Source organism: Piscinibacter sp. HJYY11, assembly GCF_016735515.1.
GTDB lineage: Bacteria > Pseudomonadota > Gammaproteobacteria > Burkholderiales > Burkholderiaceae_C > Rhizobacter.
Window position 1 is genome coordinate 956,184 of the sequence record NZ_JAERQZ010000001.1, and the last position, 24,081, is coordinate 980,264.

Sequence of the window (24,081 nt, forward strand, 5' to 3'; positions counted from 1 at the left end):
CCCGCGACTTTCCACGACCGACGATGGCCACCGACGAGACCTCCTCCGCGCACACCGGAGCCCGAAGCGGGCGGGTGCGCCTGACGCTCGCCGACGTGGCCGCCAAGCTGGACATCAGCCGCACCACCGTCTCCAACGCCTTCAACCGGCCGGAGCAGCTCTCGAAGGAGTTGCGCGAGACCATCCTCTCGACCGCCCGCGAGCTCGGCTACTTCGGCCCCGACCCAAAGGCCCGCGCGCTGCGCCGCAAGGAGCTGCGCGAGGTCGCGCTCGTCTTCCACCACGACCTGCCCTACGCCTTCAACGACCCGCTCACGCTCGACTTCATGCGCGGCGTGGCGAGGCAGCTGCAGCAGCGCGGCCTCACGCTGCAGCTCATCCCCATGTTCTCGCGCCAGATCGAGCCCACGCTCGACGTTGCGTTCCAGACCACGGCCGATGCACTGATCTTCCACGCCGAGGTACCCCCGGAGTTCGCCCCGATGGTTCGCGCGGCGCCCTTGCCGCTGGTGGTGGTCGACACCATGGTGCCGGGGGCGGCGTCGGTCTGCCTCGAAGACCGTCGTGGTGCCGAACTCGCCATGGCGCATGCACTGAAAGCGAAGCCCGATGTCGTGCTCGTGCTGTGCTTCTTCGTTGCGGAAGAACCGATGAAGCGGGCGCAGGCCGCACGCGCACCGCGCAGCCCGTTCAACGCTTGCGAGCGAGTGGCCGGCTACGCCCAAGCGGCACGGCGCGCCGGTTTCGATGCCTCGCGAATCGTGTGGCACATCGTCGACGACGGTGACCCCGAAACCGCAGCGCTGCGCGCCGTCGAGCAGGAGCGCGCCCGACTCAGCAAGCACAAGCGCATCGCGCTGGTCGCGGCGAGCGACCGCATCGCACTCGCTGCCATGGGCGCGATGCGCACTTGGCCAAGCGTGGAGCTGGTGTCAGTGGTCGGCTTCGACGACATCCCCGCCGCTGCCGCCGCCGGCCTCACCACCATCCGGCAGGACGGCGTCGAAAAAGGCGAAAGCGCCGTGCGCGTGGTGCTCGACGACGAGCCCTCGGTGGTGCTGCCGCTCACGCTCGTGCCTCGAGACACCTGAAAGCTGTACCTCGGGTACATATGAGCCGGACCCTAGGGTTACCCCGCTCTTTCTCGATTCAGAAGCTTCACTAAAGTCGAGCCCAGCCTGAAGTTCGGCCCTCGTTGATGTAACCGCGTTACCTAGGTTCGCCTTGCATCTGAATCGTTCAAGAGCACAAGAAATCGTCCTGACACAGCCCATGAAGAGCGAGCCCCAGACCGTGCTGGCCGCGGCATCCCACGACCGCGATTGGTGGCGCGGCGCCGTCATCTACCAGATCTACCCGCGCAGCTTCGCCGATGGCAATGGCGACGGTGTCGGCGACTTCGCCGGCATGGTCGAGCGCCTGCCCTACATCGCGAGCCTCGGCGTCGACGCGGTGTGGGTCTCGCCCTTCTTCCGCTCGCCGATGAAGGACTTCGGCTACGACGTCAGCGACTACCGCGACGTCGACCCGCTTTTCGGCACGCTGCAGGACTTCGACCACTTCGTCGCCCGCGCCCACGAGCTCGGCCTCAAGGTCGTCGTTGACCAGGTGCTCTCCCACAGCTCCGACCAGCACCCCTGGTTCATCCAGAGCCGCGCCAGCCGCGACAACGCCCGTGCCGACTGGTACGTCTGGGCCGACCCCAAGGCCGACGGCACGCCGCCCAACAACTGGCTCAGCATCTTCGGCGGCTCGGCCTGGCAGTGGGACACGCGCCGCCGCCAGTACTACCTGCACAACTTCCTCGCGAGCCAGCCGGACCTCAACTTCCACAACCCCGAGGTCCAGAAGCAGCTGCTCGACGACTTGCGCTTCTGGCTAGACCGTGGTGTTGACGGCTTCCGCTTCGACGCCTGCATCTTCCATTTCCACGACCTGCAGCTGCGCGACAACCCGCCGGCCCAGAAGGCCGACACGCTCTCGGTGCCCGCCTCCAACCCCTACAGCTTCCAGCGCCACCTCTACGACAAGACGCAGCCCGAGAACATCGGCTTCCTGCAGAAGATCCGCACCCTTCTCGACGAATACGGCGCGGCCAGCGTGGGCGAGATCGGTGACGACGACTCGATCAAGACCATGGCCGCCTACACCTGCGGCGGCGACAAGCTGCACATGGCCTACAGCTTCAACCTGTTGTCGGCCGAGACCGGCGCGGCGTACATCCGCCGCCAGGTCGAGGAGCTCGAAGCCCAGATCGCCGACGGCTGGACGAGCTGGTCGATCGGCAACCACGACGTGCCGCGCTTCCTCACCCGCTGGGGCGGCGTGGGTGCCACGGCCGACTACACCAAGGTGGCGCTGGCTATGCTCTCGTCGCTGCGCGGCAGCGTGTGCTGGTGGCAGGGCGATGAGCTCGCGTTGACCGAAGCCGAGATCCCCTACGAGAAGATCCAGGACCCGTACGGCATCACCTTCTGGCCCGAGTTCAAGGGCCGCGATGGCTGCCGCACGCCGATGCCGTGGTCGCGCGACCTCGTGCACGCCGGCTTCAGCGGCGGCCGCGAGGTCGAGCCCTGGCTGCCGGTGCCGGCCGAGCATGCGGCCCGCGCCGTCGACGCGAGCGAAGCCGACCCGACTTCACCCCTGCACTTCATGCGCCGACTGCTGGCTTGGCGCAAGACGGAGCTGAGGCTGCTGCGTGGCGGCATCCGCTTCGTCGACACGGCCGAGCCGGTGCTGGCCTTCTACCGCACGCCCGACCAAGGCCCGGAGCTGCTGTGCGTCTTCAACCTCGGCCGCACGCCGGTCGAGATCGACGTGCCGGCCACCGGCCTGAGGCAGATCGTGACGCAGGTCGACGCGCAACTCGAAGGCAGCGTCGCCAATGAGCGCATCACCCTGCCCGCGCATGGTTTCTTCTACGGGCAGCACGGCAGCGTCTAAGGTCACGTCATGGCCACCCTCAAGCTCAGCGGTTTGCGCAAGTCCTATGGCGACGTCGAGATGCTGCACGGCATCGACCTCGAGGTGGACGACGGCGAGTTCCTCGTCTTCGTCGGCCCCTCGGGCTGCGGCAAGTCGACGCTCCTGCGCTGCATCGCCGGTCTGGAAGAGATCACTGCCGGCGAGCTGTACATCGGCGACCGCCTGGTCAACGACGTGCCACCCGCCGAGCGCGGCATCGCAATGGTGTTCCAGAGCTATGCGCTCTACCCGCACATGAGCGTGGCGGAGAACATGGCCTTCGGGCTGCGCCTGGCCGGCTACAGCAAGCAGGAGATGAAGGACGCGGTGCAGCGCGCCGCGCAGACGCTGCAGATCGAGCACCTGCTCGACCGAAAGCCCAAGGCACTCTCGGGCGGCCAGCGCCAGCGGGTGGCCATCGGCCGCGCCATCGTGCGCAAGCCCGGCGTGTTCCTGTTCGACGAGCCCTTGTCCAACCTCGATGCCGCGCTGCGGGTGCAGATGCGCGTGGAGCTCTCGCGCCTGCACCGCGAGCTGCGCACCACCATGGTCTACGTGACGCACGACCAGGTGGAGGCGATGACGCTGGCCGACCGCATCGTGGTCGTCAACGCCGGTCGCATCGAGCAGGTGGGCGCGCCGCTCGACCTCTACCACCGCCCGGTCAACAAGTTCGTCGCCGGCTTCATCGGTTCGCCGAGGATGAATTTTCTCGACGCAACACTGGGCGACGCGAGCCACGTGGTGCTGAAGGACGGCAGCGTCGTGCCCGTGTCGCCGAGCAGCGACGCAGCGCGCGCCGCCGCCGTCGGCAAGCCGGTGACGCTTGGCATCCGCCCCGAGCACATCGCCGCCGACAGCACGCCGGCGAATGGCTCAGTGAAAGCCACCGTGCAGCTCGCCGAGCACCTGGGCGACACCACCTACCTGCACCTGCGCGTGCCCGGCGCGCCCGAGCCGATCACCGTGCGCACCGCGCCCGACAACCCGCTCAACACCGGCGACACCGCATGGCTGCACCTGCCGCGCGAGCGCTGCTTCGTATTCGACGAGCAGGGAGCCACCCTGCCATGACAAGACCTCACCACAACCAGGAGACATCCAGCATGCAGACCAAACGCACTCTTCTCGCGGCCGCGGCCGCCCTCACCCTCGGCGCCGCCTTCGCGCCGCTCGCGCAGGCCGCCGAGCCCGGCAAGCTGCTCGTCTGGATCAACGGCGACAAGGGCTACAAGGGCATCATCAAGATCGGCGAGGAGTTCACCAAGAAGACCGGCATCCCGGTCACGGTGGAGTACCCCGAAGACGCACCGAGCAAGTTCCAGGCAGCCGCCGCCGCCGGCAAGGGCCCCGACATCTGGATCTGGCCGCACGACCGCATCGGCGAGTGGATCGAAGGCGGCCTGCTGCAGCCGGTGACCCCGGGCAAGAAGGTGCAGGCCGACATCGACCCGCTGGCCTGGAAGGCCTTCACCGTCGGCGGCAAGACCTGGGGCTACCCGCTGTCGATCGAGGCGGTGGCGCTTGTCTACAACAAGGCCCTGGTGCCCACGCCGCCCAAGAGCTTCGAGGAGGTGATCGCGCTCGACAAGAAGCTCTCGGCCTCGGGCAAGAAGGCCATCCTCTGGGACTACAACAACACCTACTTCACCTGGCCGCTGCTGGCCGCCAACGGTGGCTACCCCTTCAAGCAGAAGGCCGACGGCACCTATGACGCCAAGGACACCGGCGTCAACAACGCCGGCGCGCTCAAGGGCGCCGAGCTGCTGTCGAAGATGATCAAGGACGGCGTCATGACCAAGGGCGCCAACTACGCCGAGATGGAAGCCGGCCTCGCGCAGGGCAAGGTCGCGATGATGATCAACGGCCCCTGGTCGTGGGACAACCTCAAGAAGGCCAACGTCAACTTCGGCGTCGCCAAGATCCCGACCGTCGCCGGCAAGAAGGCCGCGCCCTTCGTCGGCGTGCTCGGCGCGATGGTCACCAAGGCCACGCCGAACAAGGACCTGGCGGTCGAGTTCCTCGAGAACCACATGCTCACGGTCGATGGCCTGAAGAAGATCAACGACGACGTGCCGCTCGGCACGCCCGCCAACAAGGCCTTCTTCAACGAGCTCAAGAACAACCCCAACATCCAGGCGACGATGGCGAGCGCGCAGGACGGCGCCCCGATGCCCAACAACAAGGAGATGGGCCGCTTCTGGTCGTCGATGGCCTCAGCGCTGCAGAACATGACCGAAGGCCGCCAGTCGCCCAAGGAAGCGATGGACGCCGCCGCCAAGCGCATCGCTGCACCCTGAGTCTTCGTCCTCGCGGGCCCCATGCCGACACACAAGAAAAATTCGCCGCGCTGGTTCGGCCCGCTCATCCTGATCGCGGCCCTGCTGGCCGCGCTCTACATCGTGGTGGTGGTCCACGCCGCAGGCCAGACGCTGCTGGCCGCCACCCTCCTCTTCATCACCGCGCTCGCAGCGTGGCTCTACACCTCGCCACGGTTCTACGCGTGGCGCTATCTCTTCCCGGGCATCGCCGCGGCGATGGTGTTCGTGGTGTTTCCGATGCTCTACACCATCGGCATCGGCTTCACCAACTACAGCTCGGCCAACCTGCTGAGCTTCCAGCGGGCGACGCAGTACCACCTCGACGAGACCGCGCCCGCCGAAGGTGACCCGCTCGCGTTCACGCTGCACGCCGACGGCCCGGAGTTCCGCGTGCGCCTGAGCGACCCGGACGACGAAGCCAAGGCCTGGGTCTCGGGCCCGCTCGCGCTCAAGAACAACGCACCGCTCAAGCTGGCTGTCGAGCCGGCACCGCAGGTGAAGCTGCCGCTGGGCGAGCCGCTGCCCCTGCGCGACGTCATCCAGCGCCAGGCGGCTCTCAAGGCCCTGACCTTCGAGCTGCCCGGCGGCCGCCAGGTGGTGATGACCGGCCTGCGCCAGTTCTCGGGTCTGGAGAAGGTCTACGAACAACGCGAACCCGGCGTACTGGTCAACAAGCGCACCGGCGAGCTGCTCAAGGCCAATCACCAGACGGGCTTCTACGAGAAGGCCAATGGCGAGCGCGTGACCCCCGGCTTCCAGGTCGGCGTGGGCTTCGACAACTATCGCCGCATCTTCACCGAGCCCGCCTTCCGCGAGCCCTTCCTGCGCATCTTCGTGTGGACGGTCGCGTTCGCCGGGCTCACCGTGCTCTTCGCCGCCTCGCTGGGCATGCTGCTCGCCGTGCTGCTGAACTGGGATGCGCTGCGCTTCAAGGGCGTCTACCGCGTGCTGCTCTTCCTGCCGTATGCGGTGCCGGGGTTCATCTCCATCCTCGTCTTCCGCGGCCTCTTCAACAACAACTTCGGCGAGATCAACCTGATCCTCGATGCGCTGTTCGGCATCCGCCCCACCTGGTTCTCCGACCCGACGCTCGCGAAGGCGATGCTGCTCATCGTCAACGTGTGGCTGGGCTACCCGTACATGATGCTGGTGTGCATGGGCCTCATCCGCGCCATCCCGGCCGACCTGTACGAAGCCTCGGCGGTGGCCGGTGCCGGGCCGCTGACCAACTTCTTCCGCATCACCGCGCCGCTCGTGATCAAGCCGCTCACGCCGCTGCTGATCGCCGCCTTCGCGTTCAACTTCAACAACTTCGTACTGATCTCGCTGTTGACCGGTGGCCGGCCCGACTTCCTCGACACCACCGTGCCCGCCGGCACCACCGACCTCCTGGTGTCGTACACCTACCGCATCGCCTTCGAAGACTCGGGCCAGCAGTTCGGCCTCGCTGCGGCTGTCTCCACCGTCATCTTCCTGATGGTGGCGGCGATCTCGATGGTGCAGATCAAGTTCACGCGGATCGCGCGCGATCCCGCCCGCTGAAAGGACAACACGATGGCCATCGTCGTCGCCAAATCGCAGCGCTGGCGCGTGCTGCTGGCGCATGCCTTCCTGATCGGGCTCGTGATCGTCACGATCTTCCCGTTCCTGATGATCCTGTCGATCTCGTTCCGGCCGGGCAACTTCGCGACCGGCAGCCTGATCCCGGATCGCATCAGCCTCGAACACTGGACGCTTGCGCTCGGCTTCTCGTACACCGCGCCCGACGGCAGCCTGGTGCAGCCCACCTTCCCGGTGCTGCGCTGGCTGTGGAATTCGGTGAAGGTGGCCGCGCTCACCGGCCTCGTGACGCTGCTGTTCTCCACCACCGCCGCCTACGCCTTCGCACGCATGAAGTTCCGCGGCAAGGAGGCCTCGCTCACCGGCCTGATGCTGGTGCAGATGTTCCCGAGCGTGTTGGCGCTGGTGGCCATCTACGCCATCTTCGACCGCATCGGCAACGTCTTCCCGACCTTCGGGATCGACAGCCACTGGTCGCTGCTGCTCGCCTACTCGGGCGGCATCGCGCTGCACGTGTGGACCATCAAGGGCTACTTCGACACCATCCCAGCCGAGATCGAAGAAGCGGCGAAGGTCGACGGCGCCACACCCTGGCAGGCCTTCCGCATCGTGCTGCTGCCGATGGCGCTGCCGATCCTGATGGTGGTGTTCCTGCTCGCCTTCGTGGGCGCGATCATCGAGTACCCGGTCGCCTCCATCCTGCTCAACGAGCAGGCCAAGCTCACACTCGCGGTCGGCTCCAACCTCTTCCTCTATGAGCAGAAGTACCTGTGGGGCGACTTCGCCGCGGCGGCCATCCTGTCGGGCCTGCCGATCACGCTGGTGTTCATCCTCGCGCAGCGCTGGATGATCTCGGGCCTCACCGCCGGGGGCATCAAGGGATGAGGCGCCTGGCGGTGCTGCTGGCCCTGGTGCCGGTGCTGCTGCTGACGGCGCCGACCGCGCCTGGCCCGGCGCGTTTCGCCGACAACCCGATCGTCTACTTCGTCATCACCGACCGCTTCTTCAACGGCGACCCGTCGAACGACAACGCCTACGGCCGCACCCGCGAAGCCAAGCCCGAAGACGACGTGGGCACCTTCCACGGCGGCGACCTGAAAGGCCTCACCGCCAAGCTGAAGGAAGGCTGGTTCCGCGAACTCGGCGTCAACGCGATCTGGATCACCGCGCCCTACGAGCAGATCCACGGCTGGGTGATCGGCGGCAACAAGGCCTTCAAGCACTACGCCTACCACGGCTACTACGCGCTCGACTACACCGTGCTCGACAAGTCCATGGGCACGCCGGCCGACCTGCGCGAGCTGGTCGACACCGCGCATGCGCAAGGCATCCGCATCCTCTTCGACGTGGTGATGAACCACCCGGGCTACCTCGACCTGCAGACCGCGCGCGAGCTCAACCTGCGGGTGCTGTGGCCGGGCTCCGAGAAGGCGACGCTCGCCAACTATCACTCGTTCATCGACTACAACAACTTCGCCTTCACCGACTGGTGGGGCCGCGACTGGGTGCGCGCCGGCCTGCCGAGCTACCTCGACGGCGGGCGCGACGAGCTCACCAAGCAGCTGGCCTTCCTGCCCGACTTCCGCACCGAGAGCACGGCGCATGTGAAGCTGCCCAAGTTCCTGCGCGAAAAGCCCGGCACCCGCGCGCGCGACCTGCGCGACACCACCGTGCGCGGCTACCTCGTCGCGTGGCTCACCGAGTGGGTGCGCGAGTACGGCATCGACGGCTTCCGTGCCGACACCGTCAAGCACGTCGAGCCGGCCGCGTGGGCCGAGCTGAAAGTCGCCGCGACCCAAGCGCTCGCCGACTGGAAGAAGGCCAACCCCGACAAGAAGATCGACGACGAGCCCTTCTGGATGGTCGGCGAAGATTGGGGCAAGGGCCCGCAGCGCGACCCGCTGCACGACAGCGGCTTCGACGCGCTCATCAACTTCGACTTCCAGAACGCGGCGCTGCGCGATGCGCATCCCGAAAAGCTCTATGCGCGCTACGCCAGCCTGCTCGGCGGCCGGCCGGGCTACAACGCACTCAGCTACCTGTCGTCGCACGACACCGAGCTCTTCGACCGCAAGCGGCTCGCCGACGGCGCCGCCTGGCTGATGCTCGCGCCCGGCGCGGTGCAGATCTACTACGGCGACGAGACGCGTCGCCTGCCCGGCCCCGCGCCGACCAGCGACCCCCAGCAGGCCACCCGCTCCGACATGAACTGGGGCAACGTCGACACGAGCCTGCTCGTGCACTGGCGCAAGCTCGGCCAGTTCCGCCGCGCACATGTTGCGGTGGCCCGCGGCGCGCATCAGAAGCTCGCCGACAAGCCGTACACCTTCAGCCGCATCGATGCGGTCAGCGGCGACCGTGTGGTGGTCGCGATGGACGCCACCGGCGCCGAGCACATCGTCGTGGGCGACGTCTTCCCTGACGGCAGCACGGTGCGCGATGCCTACTCCGGCAACACGGCGGTCGTGAGCAATGGCCGCGTGGCGATCAACGCGCAGCACTGGGTGCTGCTCGAAGCCGTTCGCTGAAACCAGCAGAAACGGCGTTCAGGGTAAGCCCCCATGGAGAAATAGTTCGCCGAAATAAAATGCCGCCATGTTTTCGGAGCCATCCCGGTTTCGAACGCGTGAACCCGCGGCCATGACCCGTCTCCAGTCCAAGCAGATCTCGCTGCTGCACCTCTACCAGGTGCTGCACACCGTGCGTCTCGGGCGTTCGCCCGTGTCGCGCGCCGAGATCGGCCAGGCCACGGGGCTGAGCCAGCCGGCCGTGTCGTCCCTCACCCGCCGCCTGCTGGAAAGTGGCGCGCTGATGGAAGTCGGCGCGCGGCCCTCCCTCGGCGGTGGCCGCCGCGAGCGCGAGCTGGCGGTGAACCCCGATTTCGCCTGGGTGGTGGGCGTGAAGGTGTCGATGCACCAGATCACCCTCGCCCTCGTCGACTTTGCCGGCGGCGTGCGCGACACCCTGAAGGTGCCGATCTCCGCGCCCGTCACGCAGGCCGCCTTGCTGCAGCGGCTGGTGAAGGAGATCAAGGCCTGCCTCGCCGCAGCCGACCCGCAGGTGCGCCAGCGCCTCGCCGGCGTGGGCGTGGCGGTGCCAGGCATGGTCGATTCGCTACGCGGCGAGGTGCACTGGTCCCCGATGCTCAAGCCGGGCCGCAAGGACGAGTCGGCTCCGCTCGCCGCCCCGCTCACCGACGCGCTGGGCGTGCCCGTCATGATCGAGAACGACGCCAACATGCTGGCGCTCGCCGAGCAGTGGTTCGGCGAAGCCGCCCGCCTGACCAACGTGGCCGTGGTCACGCTGGAGCACGGCCTGGGCCTCGGCCTCGTGCTCGATGGCGAACTCTTCCGCGGCCACTCGGGCCTTGCGGCCGAGTTCGGCCACATCCAGGTGGTGCCCGACGGGCGTGCCTGCCGTTGCGGCAAGCACGGCTGCCTCGAAGCCTACGTGGCGCACAGCGCGGTGGTCGGCCAGGGCCAGGAGGCCGGGTTGCTGCCCGCGGGCGAGCTGGGCTCGGGCGAGATCGAGACCGCCTATGTCGAGCTGGCACAGAAGGCCCGCGCAGGCCACCAGCAGGCACGCCGGATCTTCGAACAACAAGGCGAGCTGCTCGGCCGCTGGATGGGCAACATGGTCAACCTGCTCGCGCCGCAGCTCGTGATGCTCGACGGCATGCAGGAAGGCACCGAGCTTTTCTTCGACTCGCTGCAGCGCGCGATGAACGAAGCGCTGGCCCTTCCCCATCGCCAGCGCGACCTGCTGGTGGTGCATCACCGCGGCGACGAGACCTGGGCGCGCGGCGCCGCGTCGCTGGTGCTGCAGCGCCTGGACGAGTCCGCAGAGATTCTCGAATCCGTGTCACGGCACGGGTTCGAGACCGACCCCGACGGGCCGAGGCCCGTCACCTGATCCCCAAAAGCGCGCCTCGGCGCCATCACACACGCACGGAGACAACATGAAATTCACCCACGCACTGTTTGCCACTGCTCTGACAACGTTTTCAACACTCGCTGCCGCGCAAACGGTGGTGGGTGTGAGCTGGTCCAACTTCCAGGAAGAGCGCTGGAAGACCGACGAGGCCGCCATCAAGGAACAGCTCTCCAAGCTGGGCGCCAACTACATCAGCGCCGATGCGGGCGGCTCGCCCGAGAAGCAGCTGGCCGACGTCGACGGCCTGATCGCCAAGGGCGCGAAGGCGCTGATCATCCTCGCGATGGACAAGGACGCGATCGTGCCGGCGCTCGCAAAAGCCAAGCAGCGCAACATCCCGGTCGTCGCCTACGACCGCCTGATCGAGCAGCCCGGCGTCTTCTACATCACCTTCGACAACAAGGAAGTCGGCCGCCTGCAGGCCAAGGCCGTGCTGGCCGCCAAGCCGAAGGGCAACTACGTGATGATCAAGGGCTCGCCCACCGACCCGAACGCCAACTTCCTGCGCGCCGGCCAAGGCGAAGTGCTGGCCGATGCGCTGAAGAAGGGCGACATCAAGATCGTCGGCGAGGAATACACCGACGGCTGGAAGCCCGAGAACGCCCAGAAGAACATGGAGCAGATCCTCACGCGCAACCAGAACAAGATCGACGCGGTGGTGGCCTCCAACGACGGCACGGCCGGTGGCGTGGTGGCGGCACTGTCCGCACGCGGCATCAAGGGTGTGCCCGTCTCGGGCCAGGACGGCGACCATGCCGCGCTGAACCGCGTGGCGCTCGGCACGCAGACCGTCTCGGTGTGGAAGGACGCCCGCGTGCTCGGCCGTGAAGCCGCAGCCGCCGCCGTGGCGCTCGCCGGCGGCAAGAAGGTCGACGGCACCGTCACCTGGGCCGAAGGCGAGAAGAAGGTGCCGATGACCTCGAAGTTCCTGGCACCGGTGCCCGTCACCGCCGCCAACCTCGACGTGGTCATCAAGGCTGGCTGGGTCAGCAAGGACGTGGTATGCAAGGGCGTGGCCGCAGCCACCGCTCCCGCCGCCTGCAAGTAAGGCCATCACCACCCAACCCTCGACGTGAATGAAAGGCGCCCGCGCAAGCGGGTGCCTCGTTCGGCCCCATGTCACTTCCCCTCCAGATCAGCGCGCTCGACCTGCGGCTTTCTCTGATGGCCGTCGTGCTCGCCGTCATGGCCGTGGTCTTCCACGTGCTGACCGGCACTTTCCTCACGCCGGAAAACCTCTACAACATCGCGCAGCAGACCGCCGTGGTCGGCATCGTCGCGACCGCCATCGCCCTCATCATCGTGGCGCGCCAGATCGACCTCTCGGTCGGCTCGGTGATGGGCTGCGTGGGCGTGCTCATCGCCTTCCTGCAGTACACCTCGGGCTGGCACTGGATCCCGGCCTCGCTCGCCGGGCTGGCGCTCGCGCTCGTCGTCGGCCTCTACCAAGGCTGGCTCACCGCGTATCTCGGCGTGCCCTCCTTCGTGGTCACGCTGGGCGGACTGATGTCCTTCCGCGGCGCGGCCTTCCTCATCGCCGACGGCAAGACGCAGCCGATCACCGACCCCACCTTCCTCGCGCTCGGCGGCGGCCTCGACGGCTCGCTCGGCCCCGCGCTGAGCTGGGCGCTCGGTGCGGCACTCTCGGCCCTCGTGATCTTCAACACCGCCGCACGCCGGCGCAGCAAGCGAGCGCACGGCTTCACCGTGCGGCCGCTGTGGTTCGACGCCGCGTTCGCCGGCCTCGTGGTGGCGATGCTGCTCGGCTTCGTGGCCGTCACCTGCGCCTATCAGCTGCCCGGCAAGGACGCCGCGCAAGGCGTGCCCATCCCGGTCGTCATCTGGGGCGTGGTGGTGATGGGCATGGCCTTCATCGTGCGGCGCACACGCTTCGGCCGCTACGTCTACGCGATCGGCGGCAACCCTGAAGCCGCCCTGCTCGTCGGCATCCCGGTGAAGCGCGTGATGCTGATGCTCTTCCTGCTGCTGGCGGTGCTGGTCACGATCGCCTCGGTGGTCTCGGTGGCGCGCCTCAACGCCGGCACCAACTCGCTCGGCACGAACATGGAGCTCTACGTGATCGCCGCGGCAGTGATCGGCGGCGTGGCGCTCTCGGGCGGCAGCGGCACCGTGCTCGGCTCGGTGCTGGGCGCACTCATCATCCAGTTCCTCGAGAGCGGCCTGCTGCTGCTCGACGTGGGCATCGGCCAGCGCATGGTGATCATCGGCCAGGTGCTGATCGTCGCCGTCGTCTTCGACGTGCTCTACCGTCGTTGGACCGGGGAGCGGCTCACATGAACACGCCGATGCCCATGACCGCGCCGCTGGTCGAACTGAAGAACATTCACAAGGCCTTCTTCGGCGTGCGCGCCGTCGAAGACGTGAGCCTCACCGTCTACCCCGGCGAAGTGGTCGCCGTGCTCGGCCACAACGGCGCCGGCAAGTCCACGCTGATGAAGATGCTGGCGGGCGCCTTCCCGATCGACAGCGGCGAGATCCTCGTCAACGGTGCGCCGGCGAAGATCGACACGCCGGCCGATTCGCAGGCTCTCGGCATCGAGACGATCTACCAGACGCTCGCACTCGCCGACAACCTCGACAGCGTGGCCAACCTCTTCCTCGGCCGCGAGCTGCTCACCCGCTTTCGCACGCTCGACGACGATGCGATGGAAGTGGCGGCGCGCGAGGTGTTCCACCGCCTCAACCCCAACTTCAAGAACATCCGCGTGCCGGTGCGTTCGCTCTCGGGCGGCCAGCGGCAGGTGGTCGCCATCTCGCGGGCGCTGTACTTCAACGCCCGCGTGCTGATCATGGACGAGCCCTGCGCCGCGCTCGGCCCCGAAGAGACACGCATGGTCCACGAGCTCGTGAAGAAGCTCAAGGCCCAGGGCGTGGGCATCTTCCTGATCACCCATGACATGCCCGACGTGTTCGGCCTTTCCGATCGCCTCACGGTGATGAAGAACGGCCGCACCGTGGGCACCTACAAGACCGCCGAGGTCACCGAGGACGAAGTGCTCGGAATGATCATCGGCGGCAAACCACTGCCCGGCAGGACCAGCTCTTCACCGAGCCCCTGACCGGCAGATTTGAAAACGCCTGTTCTCCGCCAATACCACCATCCTTTTTCAAGTCATTTTCAGAACACAGGAGACAACCCATGCACACACTGACCAAGCGGGCCGCGCTTCAGCGCCTGGTCATCGGCACTGCTGCCGCCGTGGCCGCCTTCGGCGCACACGCACAGGCCACGACCACGCTGACCGTCGCGTCCTTCCCGAGCTTCGACCTGGCCGTCAAGGCCGCCATCCCGCTGTACAAGAAGGTCAACCCCAACGTGGAGATCAAGCTCGTGAGCCTGGCCTTCATGGACCACCACACCGCGATGACGACCGCGCTCGCCGCCGGCGGCACCGTGCCCGACGTGATGGGCGTGGAGCTGAGCTTCATCGGCCGGCTCGTCGAGTCGAAGGGCCTCGAAGACCTGGGCAAGCCGCCCTACAACGGCAACGTGCTCACCTCGAAGTTCGCCAAGTTCACCGTGCCGCTCGCGATGAGCGGCTCGGGCACGCTCGCCGCCATCCCGGCCGACATCGGCCCCGGCGCCCTCTTCTACCGCAAGGACCTGCTCGACAAGGCCGGCGTCAGCGAGGCCGACCTCACCAAGAGCTGGGAGTCGTACATCGAGGCCGGCAAGAAGGTGAAGGCCGCCACCGGTGCCTACCTGATGGCCGACGCGGTCGACATCAAGGACATCTACATCCGCTCCGGCCTCAAGGCCGGCGAAGGCATCTACTTCGACAAGAAGGGCCAGCCGCTCATCAACACGCCTCGCTTCCAGAAGGGCTTCGAGCTGGCCAAGGCCGCGCGCAGCGCGGGCATCGACGCCAAGGTCAAGGCCTGGTCGCCCGAGTGGGGCGAAGGCTTCAAGCGCGACAAGGTGGCCTCGCAGATGATGGGTGCCTGGCTCGGCGGCCACCTGAGCAACTGGCTCGCGCCCGACTCCAAGGGCCAGTGGCGCTCGGCCCAGCTGCCCGCAGGCGCCTTCGCCTCGTGGGGCGGCTCGTTCTACGCCATTCCGCAGAAGGCGCAGAACAAGGCCGCGGCCTGGGAGTTCATCAAGTTCATGACGACCAACAAGGACATGCAGATCGAGGCCTTCCGCAAGCTCGATGCATTCCCGGCGCTGATCGAGGCGCAGTCCGACCCGTTCGTCAACGAGCCCATCGAGTACTTCGGCGGCCAGAAGGCGCGCCAGCTCTGGAAGGTCTCGGCCGACAAGATCCAGGCCATCGCGGTCGACAAGTACGACCCGGTCGCCAACGAGATCGTCAATGCCGAGCTCGACAAGGTGCTGGAGCAGAACAAGGACATCAAGGCCGCCCTGGCCGACGCGCAAGCCGCGATCAAGAAGCGCGTGCGTCGCTGAACGGAAGGCAGTACCCGCATGTACCTCGGCATCGACCTCGGCACTTCGGAAGTCAAGCTTGTCCTGCTCGACACCGGCGGCGCGGTGGTGGCGCAGGCTGGCGTCAAGCTCGGCATCTTGCGACCCCACCCCGGCTGGAGCGAGCAGGCGCCGGCTGATTGGTGGGCCGCCACGCAGACGGCCGTGACGCGGCTGCGCCAGCTCGCGCCACAGGCGTGGGGCAGCGTGCGCGCCATCGGGCTCTCGGGCCAGATGCACGGTGCGGTGCTGCTCGATGCCATCGGAGAAGTGCTGCGCCCGGCCATCCTCTGGAACGACGTGCGGTCTGCGCCGCAGTGTGAGGGCCTCACGAGGGCCCTTCCCAGCCTGCCGCAGATCGCCGGCAACCTGGCGATGCCGGGCTTCACCGCACCCAAGCTCGCGTGGGTGCGCGAGCACGAGCCGGCCGTCTTCGAGCGGGTGGCCAAGGTGCTGCTGCCCAAGGACTACCTGCGCTGGCGCATGACGGGTGCCTTCGTGAGCGAGATGTCGGACGCGGCGGGCACGCTGTGGCTCGACGTGGCGAAGCGGGCGTGGTCCGACGAGCTGCTCGCCGCGACCGGCCTCACGCGTGCGCACATGCCCGAGCTGGTGGAAGGCAGCGCCGTGTCGGCCCGCCTCTCGCCCGAGGTGGCGAGCGCGTGGGGGCTGTCCACCTCGGTCCTCGTGGCCGGCGGCGGTGGTGACAACGCCGCGAGCGCGGTCGGCATCGGCGCCGTGAAGCCGGGCGACGGGTTCCTGTCGCTCGGCACGAGCGGCGTGCTCTTCGTCGTCAACGACCGCTTCCGTCCAAACCCGGCCTCGGCCGTGCACGCCTTCTGCCATGCCTTGCCCGGGCGCTGGCACCAGATGGCGGTGATGCTGTCGGCGGCCTCGTGCCTGCACTGGGTCACGCAGCTCGTCGGCGCCGAGAACGAGGCCTCGCTGCTGGCGCGCACCGAGACGCTCACCGACGCCGAGCGAGACGCGGCGCCTCTCTTCCTGCCCTATCTCTCGGGTGAACGCACGCCGCACAACGATGCCAACGCACGTGGCGTGTTCTTCGGCATGACGCACGACACCGATGCACGCGCCCTCGCCCATGCCGTGCTCGAAGGCGTGGCCTTCGGCCTGCGCGACGGGCTCGACGCCCTGCGTGCGGCCGGCACCGACGTGCGCTCGCTCGCGCTCGTGGGCGGCGGCGCCCGCAGCGCGATGTGGGCCCAGCTCCATGCCGACGTGCTGGGCGTCGAGGTGCACACCGTCGAGGGCGGAGAGGCCGGCGGCGCGCTCGGCGCGGCACGGCTCGCATGGCTGGCCGACGGCGGGAGCGAAGCCGAGGTCTGCCGCCCGCCCGCAATGCGCCAGAGCTTCATGCCGCGCACTTCGCGCACCGCCGCGCTCGCCGCGCGGCACCAACGATTCCGCGGCCTCTATGCCGCAACCCGCGAGCTCTTCGCTCAGGCCTGAGCCCCGCGGGTTGAACCTCACTTTCGGAGAAGTACCCATGAGCTACCTGAAGAACATCGCCCCCATCCGCTATGAGGGCGAGCACAGCACCAACCCCCTCGCCTTCCGCTGGTACGACAAGGACCGTGTCGTGCTCGGCAAGCGCATGGAAGACCACCTGCGCTTCGCCGCCTGCTACTGGCACACCTTCTGCTGGAACGGCTTCGACGTCTTCGGCTACGACGGCAGCTTCCAGCGCCCGTGGCACAAGATGGCCGACCCGATGGAGGCCGCGCGCGCCAAGGCTGACATGGCCTTCGAGTTCTTCAGCAAGCTCGGGGTGCCCTACTACTGCTTCCACGACTTCGACGTCGCCCCCGAGGGCGCCACCCCGCGCGAGAGCACCGACCGCGTGCGCCGCATGGTCGACGTGCTGGGCGAACACCAGCAGCGCACCGGCGTGAAGCTGCTGTGGGGCACGGCCAACCTCTTCAGCCACCGCCGCTACATGAGCGGTGCCGCGACCAACCCCGACCCCGAGATCTTCGCGATGGCCGCGCTGCAGGTGAAGGAGGCGATGGACGCAACGAAGAAGCTCAACGGCGCCAACTACGTGATGTGGGGCGGCCGCGAAGGCTACGAGACGCTTCTCAACACCGACATGAAGCGCGAGCTCGCACAGCTCGGCCGCTTCCTCTCGATGGCGGTGGACCACAAGCACAAGATCGGCCTCGAGGGCCCCATCCTCATCGAGCCCAAGCCGCGCGAGCCGACCAAGCACCAGTACGACTTCGACGTGGCGACCGTCTTCGGCTTCCTCAAGCAGTACGGCCTGGAGAAGGAGGTCAAGGTCAACATCGAAGCCAACCACGCCACGCTCGCCGGCCACAGCTTCGAGCATGAGATCGTGACCGCGCTCTCGCTTGGCATCTTCGGTTCGCTCGACATGAACCGCGGCGACATGCAGTGCGGCTGGGACACCGACCAGTTCCCCAACAACATCCCCGAGACCGCGCTCGCGCTGTACTACATCCTGCAGGCCGGTGGCTTCACGACCGGCGGCTTGAACTTTGATGCCAAGGTGCGCCGCCAGTCGATCGATGCGGAAGACCTCTTCATCGGCCACATCGGCGGCATGGACGTAGCAGCACGTGCGCTGCTGGCTGCAGAGAAGATGATCCAGGACGGCGGCCACGCCCGCGCCGTGGCCGAGCGCTACGCCGGTTGGGACGGGCAGTTCGGCAAGGACATCCACGACGGCAAGTTCGACCTGGCAGCCCTGGCCCAGCGCACGCTCGACCGCAACACCGACGTGGCACCACGCTCCGGCAAGCAAGAGGCGCTGGAAAACTGGTTCAACCGATTCATCTGAACATGAGCGCCACCATCCAGAACCCGGTGCTGCCGGGCTTCCACCCCGACCCGGCCATCCTGCGCGTGGGCCGCGATTTCTACCTCGCCACCTCCACCTTCGAATGGTGGCCCGGCGTGCGCATCCACCACTCGCGCGACCTGGTGCACTGGCAGCACCTCTCGTACGCGCTGACGCGCAAGAGCCAGCTCGACATGCGCGGCAACCCCGACTCCGCCGGCATCTGGGCACCGTGCCTGAGCTACCGCGACGGGCTGTTCTACATGGTGTTCACCAACGTGCGCAGCAAGCTCGGCGGCTACAAGGACACGCCGAACTACGTGGTGACCGCGCCGCATCCGAGCGGCCCGTGGTCGGAGCCGGTCTACCTGCACAGCCGCGGCTTCGATGCGTCGATGTTCCATGACGACGACGGCCGAAGCTGGGTGCTCAGCATGCAGTGGGACCACCGGCCCGGCCACAACGCGTTCCACGGCATCCTGCTGCAGGAATACGACCACGAGAAGCGCTGCGTCACCGGCCCGGTGAAGAACATCTTCCCCGGCACCTCGCTTGGCGTGGTGGAAGGCCCGCACCTCTACAAGCGTGACGGCTGGTACGTGCTGCTCACCGCCGAAGGCGGCACCTTCTACGAACACGCGGTGACGATCGCGCGCTCGCGCAACATCGACGGCCCGTATGAACTGAGCCCGCACCACCCGCTGCTCACCGCATGGCAGAAGTCGCCGGCAGGGCTGCAACGCGCCGGCCATGCGAGCCTCGTCGACACGCCCGAGGGCGAGTGGTACATGGCGCACCTGTGCGGCCGGCCGCTCGAATGGCGCGAGCAGCCGCCCGCCTCGCCCCCCGAGAGCTACGACGGCCTGCACTGCAACCTCGGCCGCGAGACCGCGCTGCAGCGCATCGAGTGGACGGCCGAGGGCTGGCCGCGCCTCGCCCATGGCGACAACGCGCCGCGCACCGAAGTGCCCGCACCCAAGCTCGCCCCCGCGCCGGTGGAACGCGAGCCGGTGCGTGACGATTTCGACTCCAGCGCCCTCTCGGGCCACTGGAACACGCTGCGCGAGCCGGCCGACGCGAGCTGGCTCTCGCTGACCGCACGGCCTGGCCATCTGCGCCTGGTCGGCCGCTGCTCGCTGATGTCCAACTTCGACCAGAGCCTGCTCGCGCGGCGCCAGCAGCATTTCGACTGCGAAGCGGAGACCGTGGTCGAGTTCGAGCCGGTGGTGTTCCAGCAGATGGCGGGCCTGGTGGCGTACTACAACACGCAGAACCACGCCTACCTGCACGTCTCGCACGACGAGGAGCGCGGCGGGCGGGTGCTGCGGTTGTCGGTCAACGACCACGGCAAGCTGCGCGAGGCGGCCGCCCCCATCACCATCGGCAGCGCGCCGCGGGTGTGGCTCAAGCTTCGATTCGAAGGCGAGGCGCTGCGCTTCTCGTATGCCCTGGCCGAAGGCGACTGGCGCCCCTTCGGCGAGACGCTGCGCGCGGCCATGCTGTCGGACGAGCACGCCACACGCTTCGACGACGGATTCCCGCGCAGCTTCGGCTTCACCGGCAACTACATCGGCCTCGCCTGCCAGGACCTGAGCGGCTCAGGCCTGCATGCGGATTTCGACTACTTCGACTATTCGCCGCAGTAGCGGCGCGGCCTCAGGCCGAGAGCGCCTCGTCGACCACCGCCGGCAGGCCGGCGAGGTCGCTCTGCAACTGGTCGGACAGGCCCTCGGGCAGGTCCTGCAGCGCCCCCTGCTGCAGGAAGACCTCGGTGCCGTGGCCGGAGCGGGCCTGCTGGAGGTAGACAGTGAGCAGCAGGCTGGGCTTGGCGCCTTCGCTTTCCATCACCACCGGCGTGCCACCCTGCGACGACTCGAGCACCAGCATGTAGCGTGACTCGCCCGTCACCTCGTTGAGCGTTTGCGGCAGGCAGGCCAGCACGTGCATGCCGTGGCGCTGCGCGCTGGCCTCGATGCGGTGTACCGTTTCAGACACCCCGAAGCGGCTGACATTGGTCAGCGTCAGCCGCTCGTCTTCACTGGCAAGACTTCTGCCACCACTGACGGCCGCGACCATGATCGCGACACCACTGGTCATCCAGAAGCGAAACGGTTTCTTCATCAGAAAGCTCCTTTCACGCTCGGGAGCGCCGACCTTACGACTGCTTGAAACGGTCGGTCAAGGCACTGCAAAGCGAAGAAACGTAAAAGCACTCAGGTGCTTCCCTCGGTCGTGTGATGACGCACCGCCGCATGTGTTCCCGCAGCCTGACGCCGATGTGTGACAACACGTTGACCCCTCGCAGAGCGTGGGGCCTTGCGCTTACTTCGTGCCGAAGATCTTGTCGCCCGCGTCGCCGAGGCCGGGGATGATGTAGCCCAGCTCGTTGAGGTGGCTGTCGACCGCGGCCGTCCAGCAGCGCACATCGGGGTGCGCTTTTTGCAGCGCCGCAATGCCCTCGGGCGCGGCCACGAGCACGAGGGCGCGCACATCGGTGCAGCCGCGTCGCTTCAGCAGATCGATGGTCGCGATCATCGAGCCGGCGGTCGCGAGCATGGGGTCGACGATGAGCGCGGTGCGTTCGTCGAGGTGGCCGACGAACTTCTCGAAGTAGTGTTCGGGCTGCAGCGTCTCGTGGTTGCGCGACAGGCCCACCACGCTGATCTTGGCGCTCGGGATCATGTCGAGCACGCCGTCGACCATGCCGAGGCCTGCGCGCAGGATCGGCACCACCGTGACCTTGCGGCCCTTCACCTGGTCGATCTCGACCGGGCCGCTCCAGCAGTCGATGGTGGTCTTCTCGAGCGGGAAGTCGGCCGTGGCCTCGTAGGCGAGCAGCCGCGCAAGCTCATGCGTCAGCTCGCGGAACTTCTTGGTGGAGATGTCGGCCTCGCGCAGCAGGCCGATCTTGTGCTTGACGAGGGGGTGCTTGACGTCGATGACAGGCATGGGATGGACCTCAATCGTGTTGGAGCAACGCAGGCAAGATCCGCGCCGCCGTGCCGCGCAAGAGCAGGTGCGCTTCGTCGTCGATCTCGCTCGGTTCGGGGTTGAGGATGATGACCTTCGCGCCGGCACGCCGTGCCACATGCGCGAGGCCCGCTGCGGGATAGACGGCGCCCGAGGTGCCAACCACGAGCATCACGTCGCAGCCCCGCGCAAGCAGCTCGGCGCGCGAGAGCGCCTCGGCCGGCAGCATCTCGCCGAACCACACCACGCCGGGGCGCAGCAGGTTGCCGCAGGCGCTGCAGCGCGGCGGGCTGCCGGGCTCGACGCGGGCCATGTCGCAGGGGCGGCAGCGGCCGGTGTCGAGCCAGATGTCCTGCAGGATGTCGCCATGCAGGCGGATCACGTCGCGGCTGCCGGCGCGCTGGTGCAGGTCGTCCACGTTCTGCGTGACGATGCTCACGCGGCCGCGATGGGTCTTTTCAAACTGCGCGAGCGCGACGTGGCCCGCATTGGGCTGCGCCCGTTGAACGCCCCGGCGCCGTTCCGCATACCAGTCCCACACGAGCGACGGGTTCGCGCGAAAGCCTTCGGGGCTGGCCAGTTCGGCCGGGTTGAATTTGGCCCACAGGCCGGTCTGCGCATCGCGGAAGGTGGCGATGCCGCTTTCAGCGGACATGCCGGCCCCCGTGAGCACCGCGAGAGTGCCCGCGCCCTGCACCAAGGCACGTGCCTCGCGCATCAGCGGCACGGGCTCCTCGTTCATCCGCCCGGCTCGCGTTGACGCAAGGCCTCGTACAGGCACACGCCCGAGGCCACCGACACGTTGAGGCTTTCCACTGCGCCCTTCATCGGCAGGCGGACGAGCTCGTCGCAGGTCTTGCCGGTGAGCTGGCGCATGCCGGCGCCTTCGGCCCCGAGCACCAGCGCCACCGGTCCGGTGAGGTCGATGTCGTAGAGCGATTTCTCGGCGGCATCCGACGTGCCGATGACGCGGATGTCGCGCTCCTTCAGCTCGCCCAGCGTGCGCGCGAGGTTGGTCACCATGAAGTACGGCACCGTCTCGGCGGCACCGCTGGCGACCTTGGCGACGGTGGCGTTGATGCCCACGGCATGGTCCTTCGGGGCGATCACCGCGTGAGCGCCGGCCCCATCGGCCACGCGCAGGCAGGCGCCGAGGTTGTGCGGGTCGGTGATGCCGTCGAGCACCAGCAAGAGCGGCGGGCCTTCCACCGCGTCGAGCGTGTCGTCGAGCGAGTGGCTCTTGGCCACCGCGTTCACGCGCGCCACCACGCCCTGGTGCCGATGGGTGCCGCAGAGTTTCTGCAGCCGATCGTCGTCGCTCTCGATCAGCCGCACACCGGCGTCTTTGGCGCGCTCGACGAACTGGCGCATGCGCTGGTCGCGCCGGGTCGCGTCGACGTGGATCTCGACGATGGAGTCGGCGGCCGTCTTCAGCCGCACGGTGACGGCGTGGAAGCCGAAGAGGATCGAAGTCTTGCTGCTCATGCGGCGATGGTATCTGCGCCACGCCGCGCAGGCGCCTCAGTTAAGCGCCTTGTTCACCACGTCCATCAGCTGCTGGTACTGGTAGGGCTTGGCGAGGTAGGCGTCGCAGCCCGCCGCAAGGATGCGCTCGGCATCGCCCTTCATCGCCAGCGCCGTGAGCGCCACCACCTTGATGTGCGAGGTGCTCGGGTTCGACTTCAGCCGGCGCGTGACCTCCAGGCCGTCGAGCCCCGGCATCTGCACGTCCATCAGCACCAGGTCGGGCTGCTTGTCGTGCGCGATCTGCAGGCCGAGCTCACCGTTCTCGGCGGCCAGCACGGCGTGGCCGGCCTTGTGCAGCACGAGCTGCGCGAGCTTCAGGTTCTGCGGGTTGTCTTCGACGACGAGGATGTTGGCCATGGTTGTACTGCTCCTGATGTCAGACGAGGGGCGCCGGCCGGCTGGACAAGCGCCCGAGCGTGAAGAAGAAGGCGGCGCCCCGCCCCGGCGCCGACTCGACCCAGATGCGGCCGCCGTGCTTGTCGATCACGCGCTGCACGATGGCGAGCCCCACGCCGTTGCCCTGGAAGACCGAGTCGGCATGGAAGCGCTGGAACGGCCGGAAAAGCCGCTCCCCCGCCGCATGCACGTCGAAGCCGGCGCCGTTGTCGCGCACCAAGAAGACCGTCTCGCCCGCCTCGGCCCGGCTGCCGACCTCGATGAAGGGGCGCGGCACGCCTGCGCTGTATTTCCATGCGTTCGACAGCAGGTTCGAGAGCGCCACACGCAGCAGGCGCTGGTCTCCCTGTGCCTGCATCCCGGGCATCACCTCCCACGACAGGTGAGCCTGCGGCCGCAGCGTCGAAAGCTCCATCAGCAGCGACTGCGCGAGGTGCGAGAGGTCGACCGGCTGCACCTGCATCTCGGTGCGGCTCATGTTGCCGAGCAGCAGCATGTCGTCGATGAGGCTGTTCATGCGGTGGGCCGCACCCTGGATGTAGCCCACGTACTCGCGCGCCTTGGCGGGGAGCTCGCCGGCGTGGCCCATCGCCATCAGGTCGGCAAAGCCGGCGACCTGGCCGAGCGGCGTGCGCAGGTCGTGCGACACCGAGTAGCTGAAGCCTTCCATCTCGGCATGCACGGTGCGCAGCTCGCGGTAGGCCTTCTCGATCGCTTGCGCCTGCTGCTGCGCCTCGACGCGCAGCCGGTACATGCGGATGAAGTTCGCCGCCTTGGCGCGCAGGATCTCCGGCACGATGGGCGAGAGGATGTAGTCGACCGCGCCGAGCCGGTAGCCACGGTAGGTGTCCTGCTCGTGCACGTAGACCGCCGAGACGAAGACGATGGGCGCATCGAGGCCGGGGCACTTGTCGCGGATGGCATGTGCCACCTGGAAGCCGTCCATGCCCGAGAGGTGCACGTCGAGCAGGACCATGGCGTAGGGGTGCGCATCGCAGAGTTCCAGCGCGGCTTCGCCGGAGCTGGCCATGAAGAGCTCGGCGCCCAGGTCACCCAGGGTGGCCTGGTAGAGGCGGCGGTTGGCCGCGTTGTCGTCGACGATCAGGATGGTCGGGTCGGGTCGCATGCGGGTCCTTGCGGCC

21 protein-coding genes are annotated in these 24,081 nt (G+C 67.8%); 15 read left to right on the top strand and 6 right to left on the bottom strand.

The window, feature by feature from the left end:
* Window positions 1–23 precede the first annotated feature (23 nt).
* The 15 genes from JI745_RS04315 (at window position 24) to JI745_RS04385 (ending at window position 19,692) form a co-directional block, all read left to right on the top strand.
* Window positions 24–1,091 carry a LacI family DNA-binding transcriptional regulator gene (locus JI745_RS04315; protein WP_201804057.1) on the top strand — a complete coding sequence of 356 codons (1,068 nt, stop codon included), beginning with the start codon at window positions 24–26 and terminating at the stop codon, window positions 1,089–1,091.
* A 181-nt stretch (window positions 1,092–1,272) separates the two neighbouring features.
* Window positions 1,273–2,943: an alpha-glucosidase family protein gene (locus tag JI745_RS04320; RefSeq protein ID WP_201804059.1), complete on the top strand. Its 1,671-nt coding sequence runs from the start codon at window positions 1,273–1,275 to the stop codon at window positions 2,941–2,943.
* 9 nt (window positions 2,944–2,952) lie between these two features.
* Window positions 2,953–4,038, top strand: coding sequence for an ABC transporter ATP-binding protein (locus JI745_RS04325; RefSeq protein ID WP_201804061.1), 1,086 nt, complete (start codon window positions 2,953–2,955; stop codon window positions 4,036–4,038).
* Between the two features lie 32 nt (window positions 4,039–4,070).
* On the top strand, window positions 4,071–5,264 hold the full coding sequence (malE, locus tag JI745_RS04330; RefSeq protein WP_201804062.1) for a maltose/maltodextrin ABC transporter substrate-binding protein MalE: 1,194 nt from the start codon (window positions 4,071–4,073) through the stop codon (window positions 5,262–5,264).
* A gap of 21 nt (window positions 5,265–5,285) precedes the next feature.
* Complete coding sequence (gene malF / locus JI745_RS04335) at window positions 5,286–6,827, top strand: maltose ABC transporter permease MalF (RefSeq protein WP_201804064.1); 1,542 nt, start codon at window positions 5,286–5,288, stop codon at window positions 6,825–6,827.
* 12 nt (window positions 6,828–6,839) lie between these two features.
* Window positions 6,840–7,730, top strand: coding sequence for a maltose ABC transporter permease MalG (gene malG / locus JI745_RS04340; RefSeq protein WP_201804065.1), 891 nt, complete (start codon window positions 6,840–6,842; stop codon window positions 7,728–7,730).
* Window positions 7,727–9,373: an alpha-amylase family glycosyl hydrolase gene (locus tag JI745_RS04345; protein WP_201804066.1), complete on the top strand. Its 1,647-nt coding sequence runs from the start codon at window positions 7,727–7,729 to the stop codon at window positions 9,371–9,373. Before malG ends, JI745_RS04345 begins: the two co-directional genes overlap by 4 nt.
* Window positions 9,374–9,485: 112 nt before the next feature.
* Window positions 9,486–10,757, top strand: coding sequence for an ROK family protein (locus JI745_RS04350; RefSeq protein WP_201804067.1), 1,272 nt, complete (start codon window positions 9,486–9,488; stop codon window positions 10,755–10,757).
* A gap of 46 nt (window positions 10,758–10,803) precedes the next feature.
* Window positions 10,804–11,826, top strand: coding sequence for a D-xylose ABC transporter substrate-binding protein (gene xylF, locus JI745_RS04355; RefSeq protein WP_201804068.1), 1,023 nt, complete (start codon window positions 10,804–10,806; stop codon window positions 11,824–11,826).
* Window positions 11,827–11,894: 68 nt separating this feature from the next.
* On the top strand, window positions 11,895–13,076 hold the full coding sequence (locus tag JI745_RS04360) for a sugar ABC transporter permease (RefSeq protein ID WP_201804069.1): 1,182 nt from the start codon (window positions 11,895–11,897) through the stop codon (window positions 13,074–13,076).
* Complete coding sequence (locus tag JI745_RS04365; RefSeq protein ID WP_255545562.1) at window positions 13,073–13,858, top strand: ATP-binding cassette domain-containing protein; 786 nt, start codon at window positions 13,073–13,075, stop codon at window positions 13,856–13,858. Before JI745_RS04360 ends, JI745_RS04365 begins: the two co-directional genes overlap by 4 nt.
* A gap of 80 nt (window positions 13,859–13,938) precedes the next feature.
* Window positions 13,939–15,207 carry an ABC transporter substrate-binding protein gene (locus JI745_RS04370; RefSeq protein ID WP_201804070.1) on the top strand — a complete coding sequence of 423 codons (1,269 nt, stop codon included), beginning with the start codon at window positions 13,939–13,941 and terminating at the stop codon, window positions 15,205–15,207.
* A gap of 18 nt (window positions 15,208–15,225) precedes the next feature.
* Window positions 15,226–16,695: a xylulokinase gene (gene xylB / locus JI745_RS04375; protein WP_201804072.1), complete on the top strand. Its 1,470-nt coding sequence runs from the start codon at window positions 15,226–15,228 to the stop codon at window positions 16,693–16,695.
* A gap of 37 nt (window positions 16,696–16,732) precedes the next feature.
* Window positions 16,733–18,046 (top strand): xylose isomerase, encoded by a 1,314-nt coding sequence (gene xylA, locus JI745_RS04380; protein ID WP_201804073.1) that lies wholly within the window; start codon window positions 16,733–16,735, stop codon window positions 18,044–18,046.
* Between the two features lie 2 nt (window positions 18,047–18,048).
* Window positions 18,049–19,692 (top strand): glycoside hydrolase family 43 protein, encoded by a 1,644-nt coding sequence (locus tag JI745_RS04385; RefSeq protein ID WP_201804075.1) that lies wholly within the window; start codon window positions 18,049–18,051, stop codon window positions 19,690–19,692.
* A gap of 10 nt (window positions 19,693–19,702) precedes the next feature.
* On the opposite strand, the gene JI745_RS04390 is transcribed toward JI745_RS04385, so the two are convergent.
* From JI745_RS04390 to JI745_RS04415, 6 genes are all read right to left on the bottom strand, one after another.
* Window positions 19,703–20,167, bottom strand: a complete 465-nt coding sequence (locus JI745_RS04390; protein WP_201804077.1) for a hypothetical protein — start codon at window positions 20,165–20,167, stop codon at window positions 19,703–19,705.
* A 201-nt stretch (window positions 20,168–20,368) separates the two neighbouring features.
* Window positions 20,369–20,995, bottom strand: a complete 627-nt coding sequence (gene upp / locus JI745_RS04395; RefSeq protein WP_201804079.1) for a uracil phosphoribosyltransferase — start codon at window positions 20,993–20,995, stop codon at window positions 20,369–20,371.
* 10 nt (window positions 20,996–21,005) lie between these two features.
* Entirely contained in the window at window positions 21,006–21,758 is a 753-nt protein-coding gene (locus tag JI745_RS04400) for an NAD-dependent deacylase (RefSeq protein WP_201804081.1), read from the bottom strand.
* Entirely contained in the window at window positions 21,755–22,501 is a 747-nt protein-coding gene (gene rlmB, locus JI745_RS04405; protein WP_201804083.1) for a 23S rRNA (guanosine(2251)-2'-O)-methyltransferase RlmB, read from the bottom strand. Before rlmB ends, JI745_RS04400 begins: the two co-directional genes overlap by 4 nt.
* Before the next feature lie 36 nt (window positions 22,502–22,537).
* Window positions 22,538–22,900, bottom strand: a complete 363-nt coding sequence (locus JI745_RS04410; protein WP_201804085.1) for a response regulator — start codon at window positions 22,898–22,900, stop codon at window positions 22,538–22,540.
* 19 nt (window positions 22,901–22,919) lie between these two features.
* The gene (locus JI745_RS04415) at window positions 22,920–24,065 is read right to left on the bottom strand and encodes an ATP-binding protein (protein WP_201804091.1); all 1,146 of its coding nucleotides are present in this window, start codon (window positions 24,063–24,065) and stop codon (window positions 22,920–22,922) included.
* Window positions 24,066–24,081 lie beyond the last annotated feature (16 nt).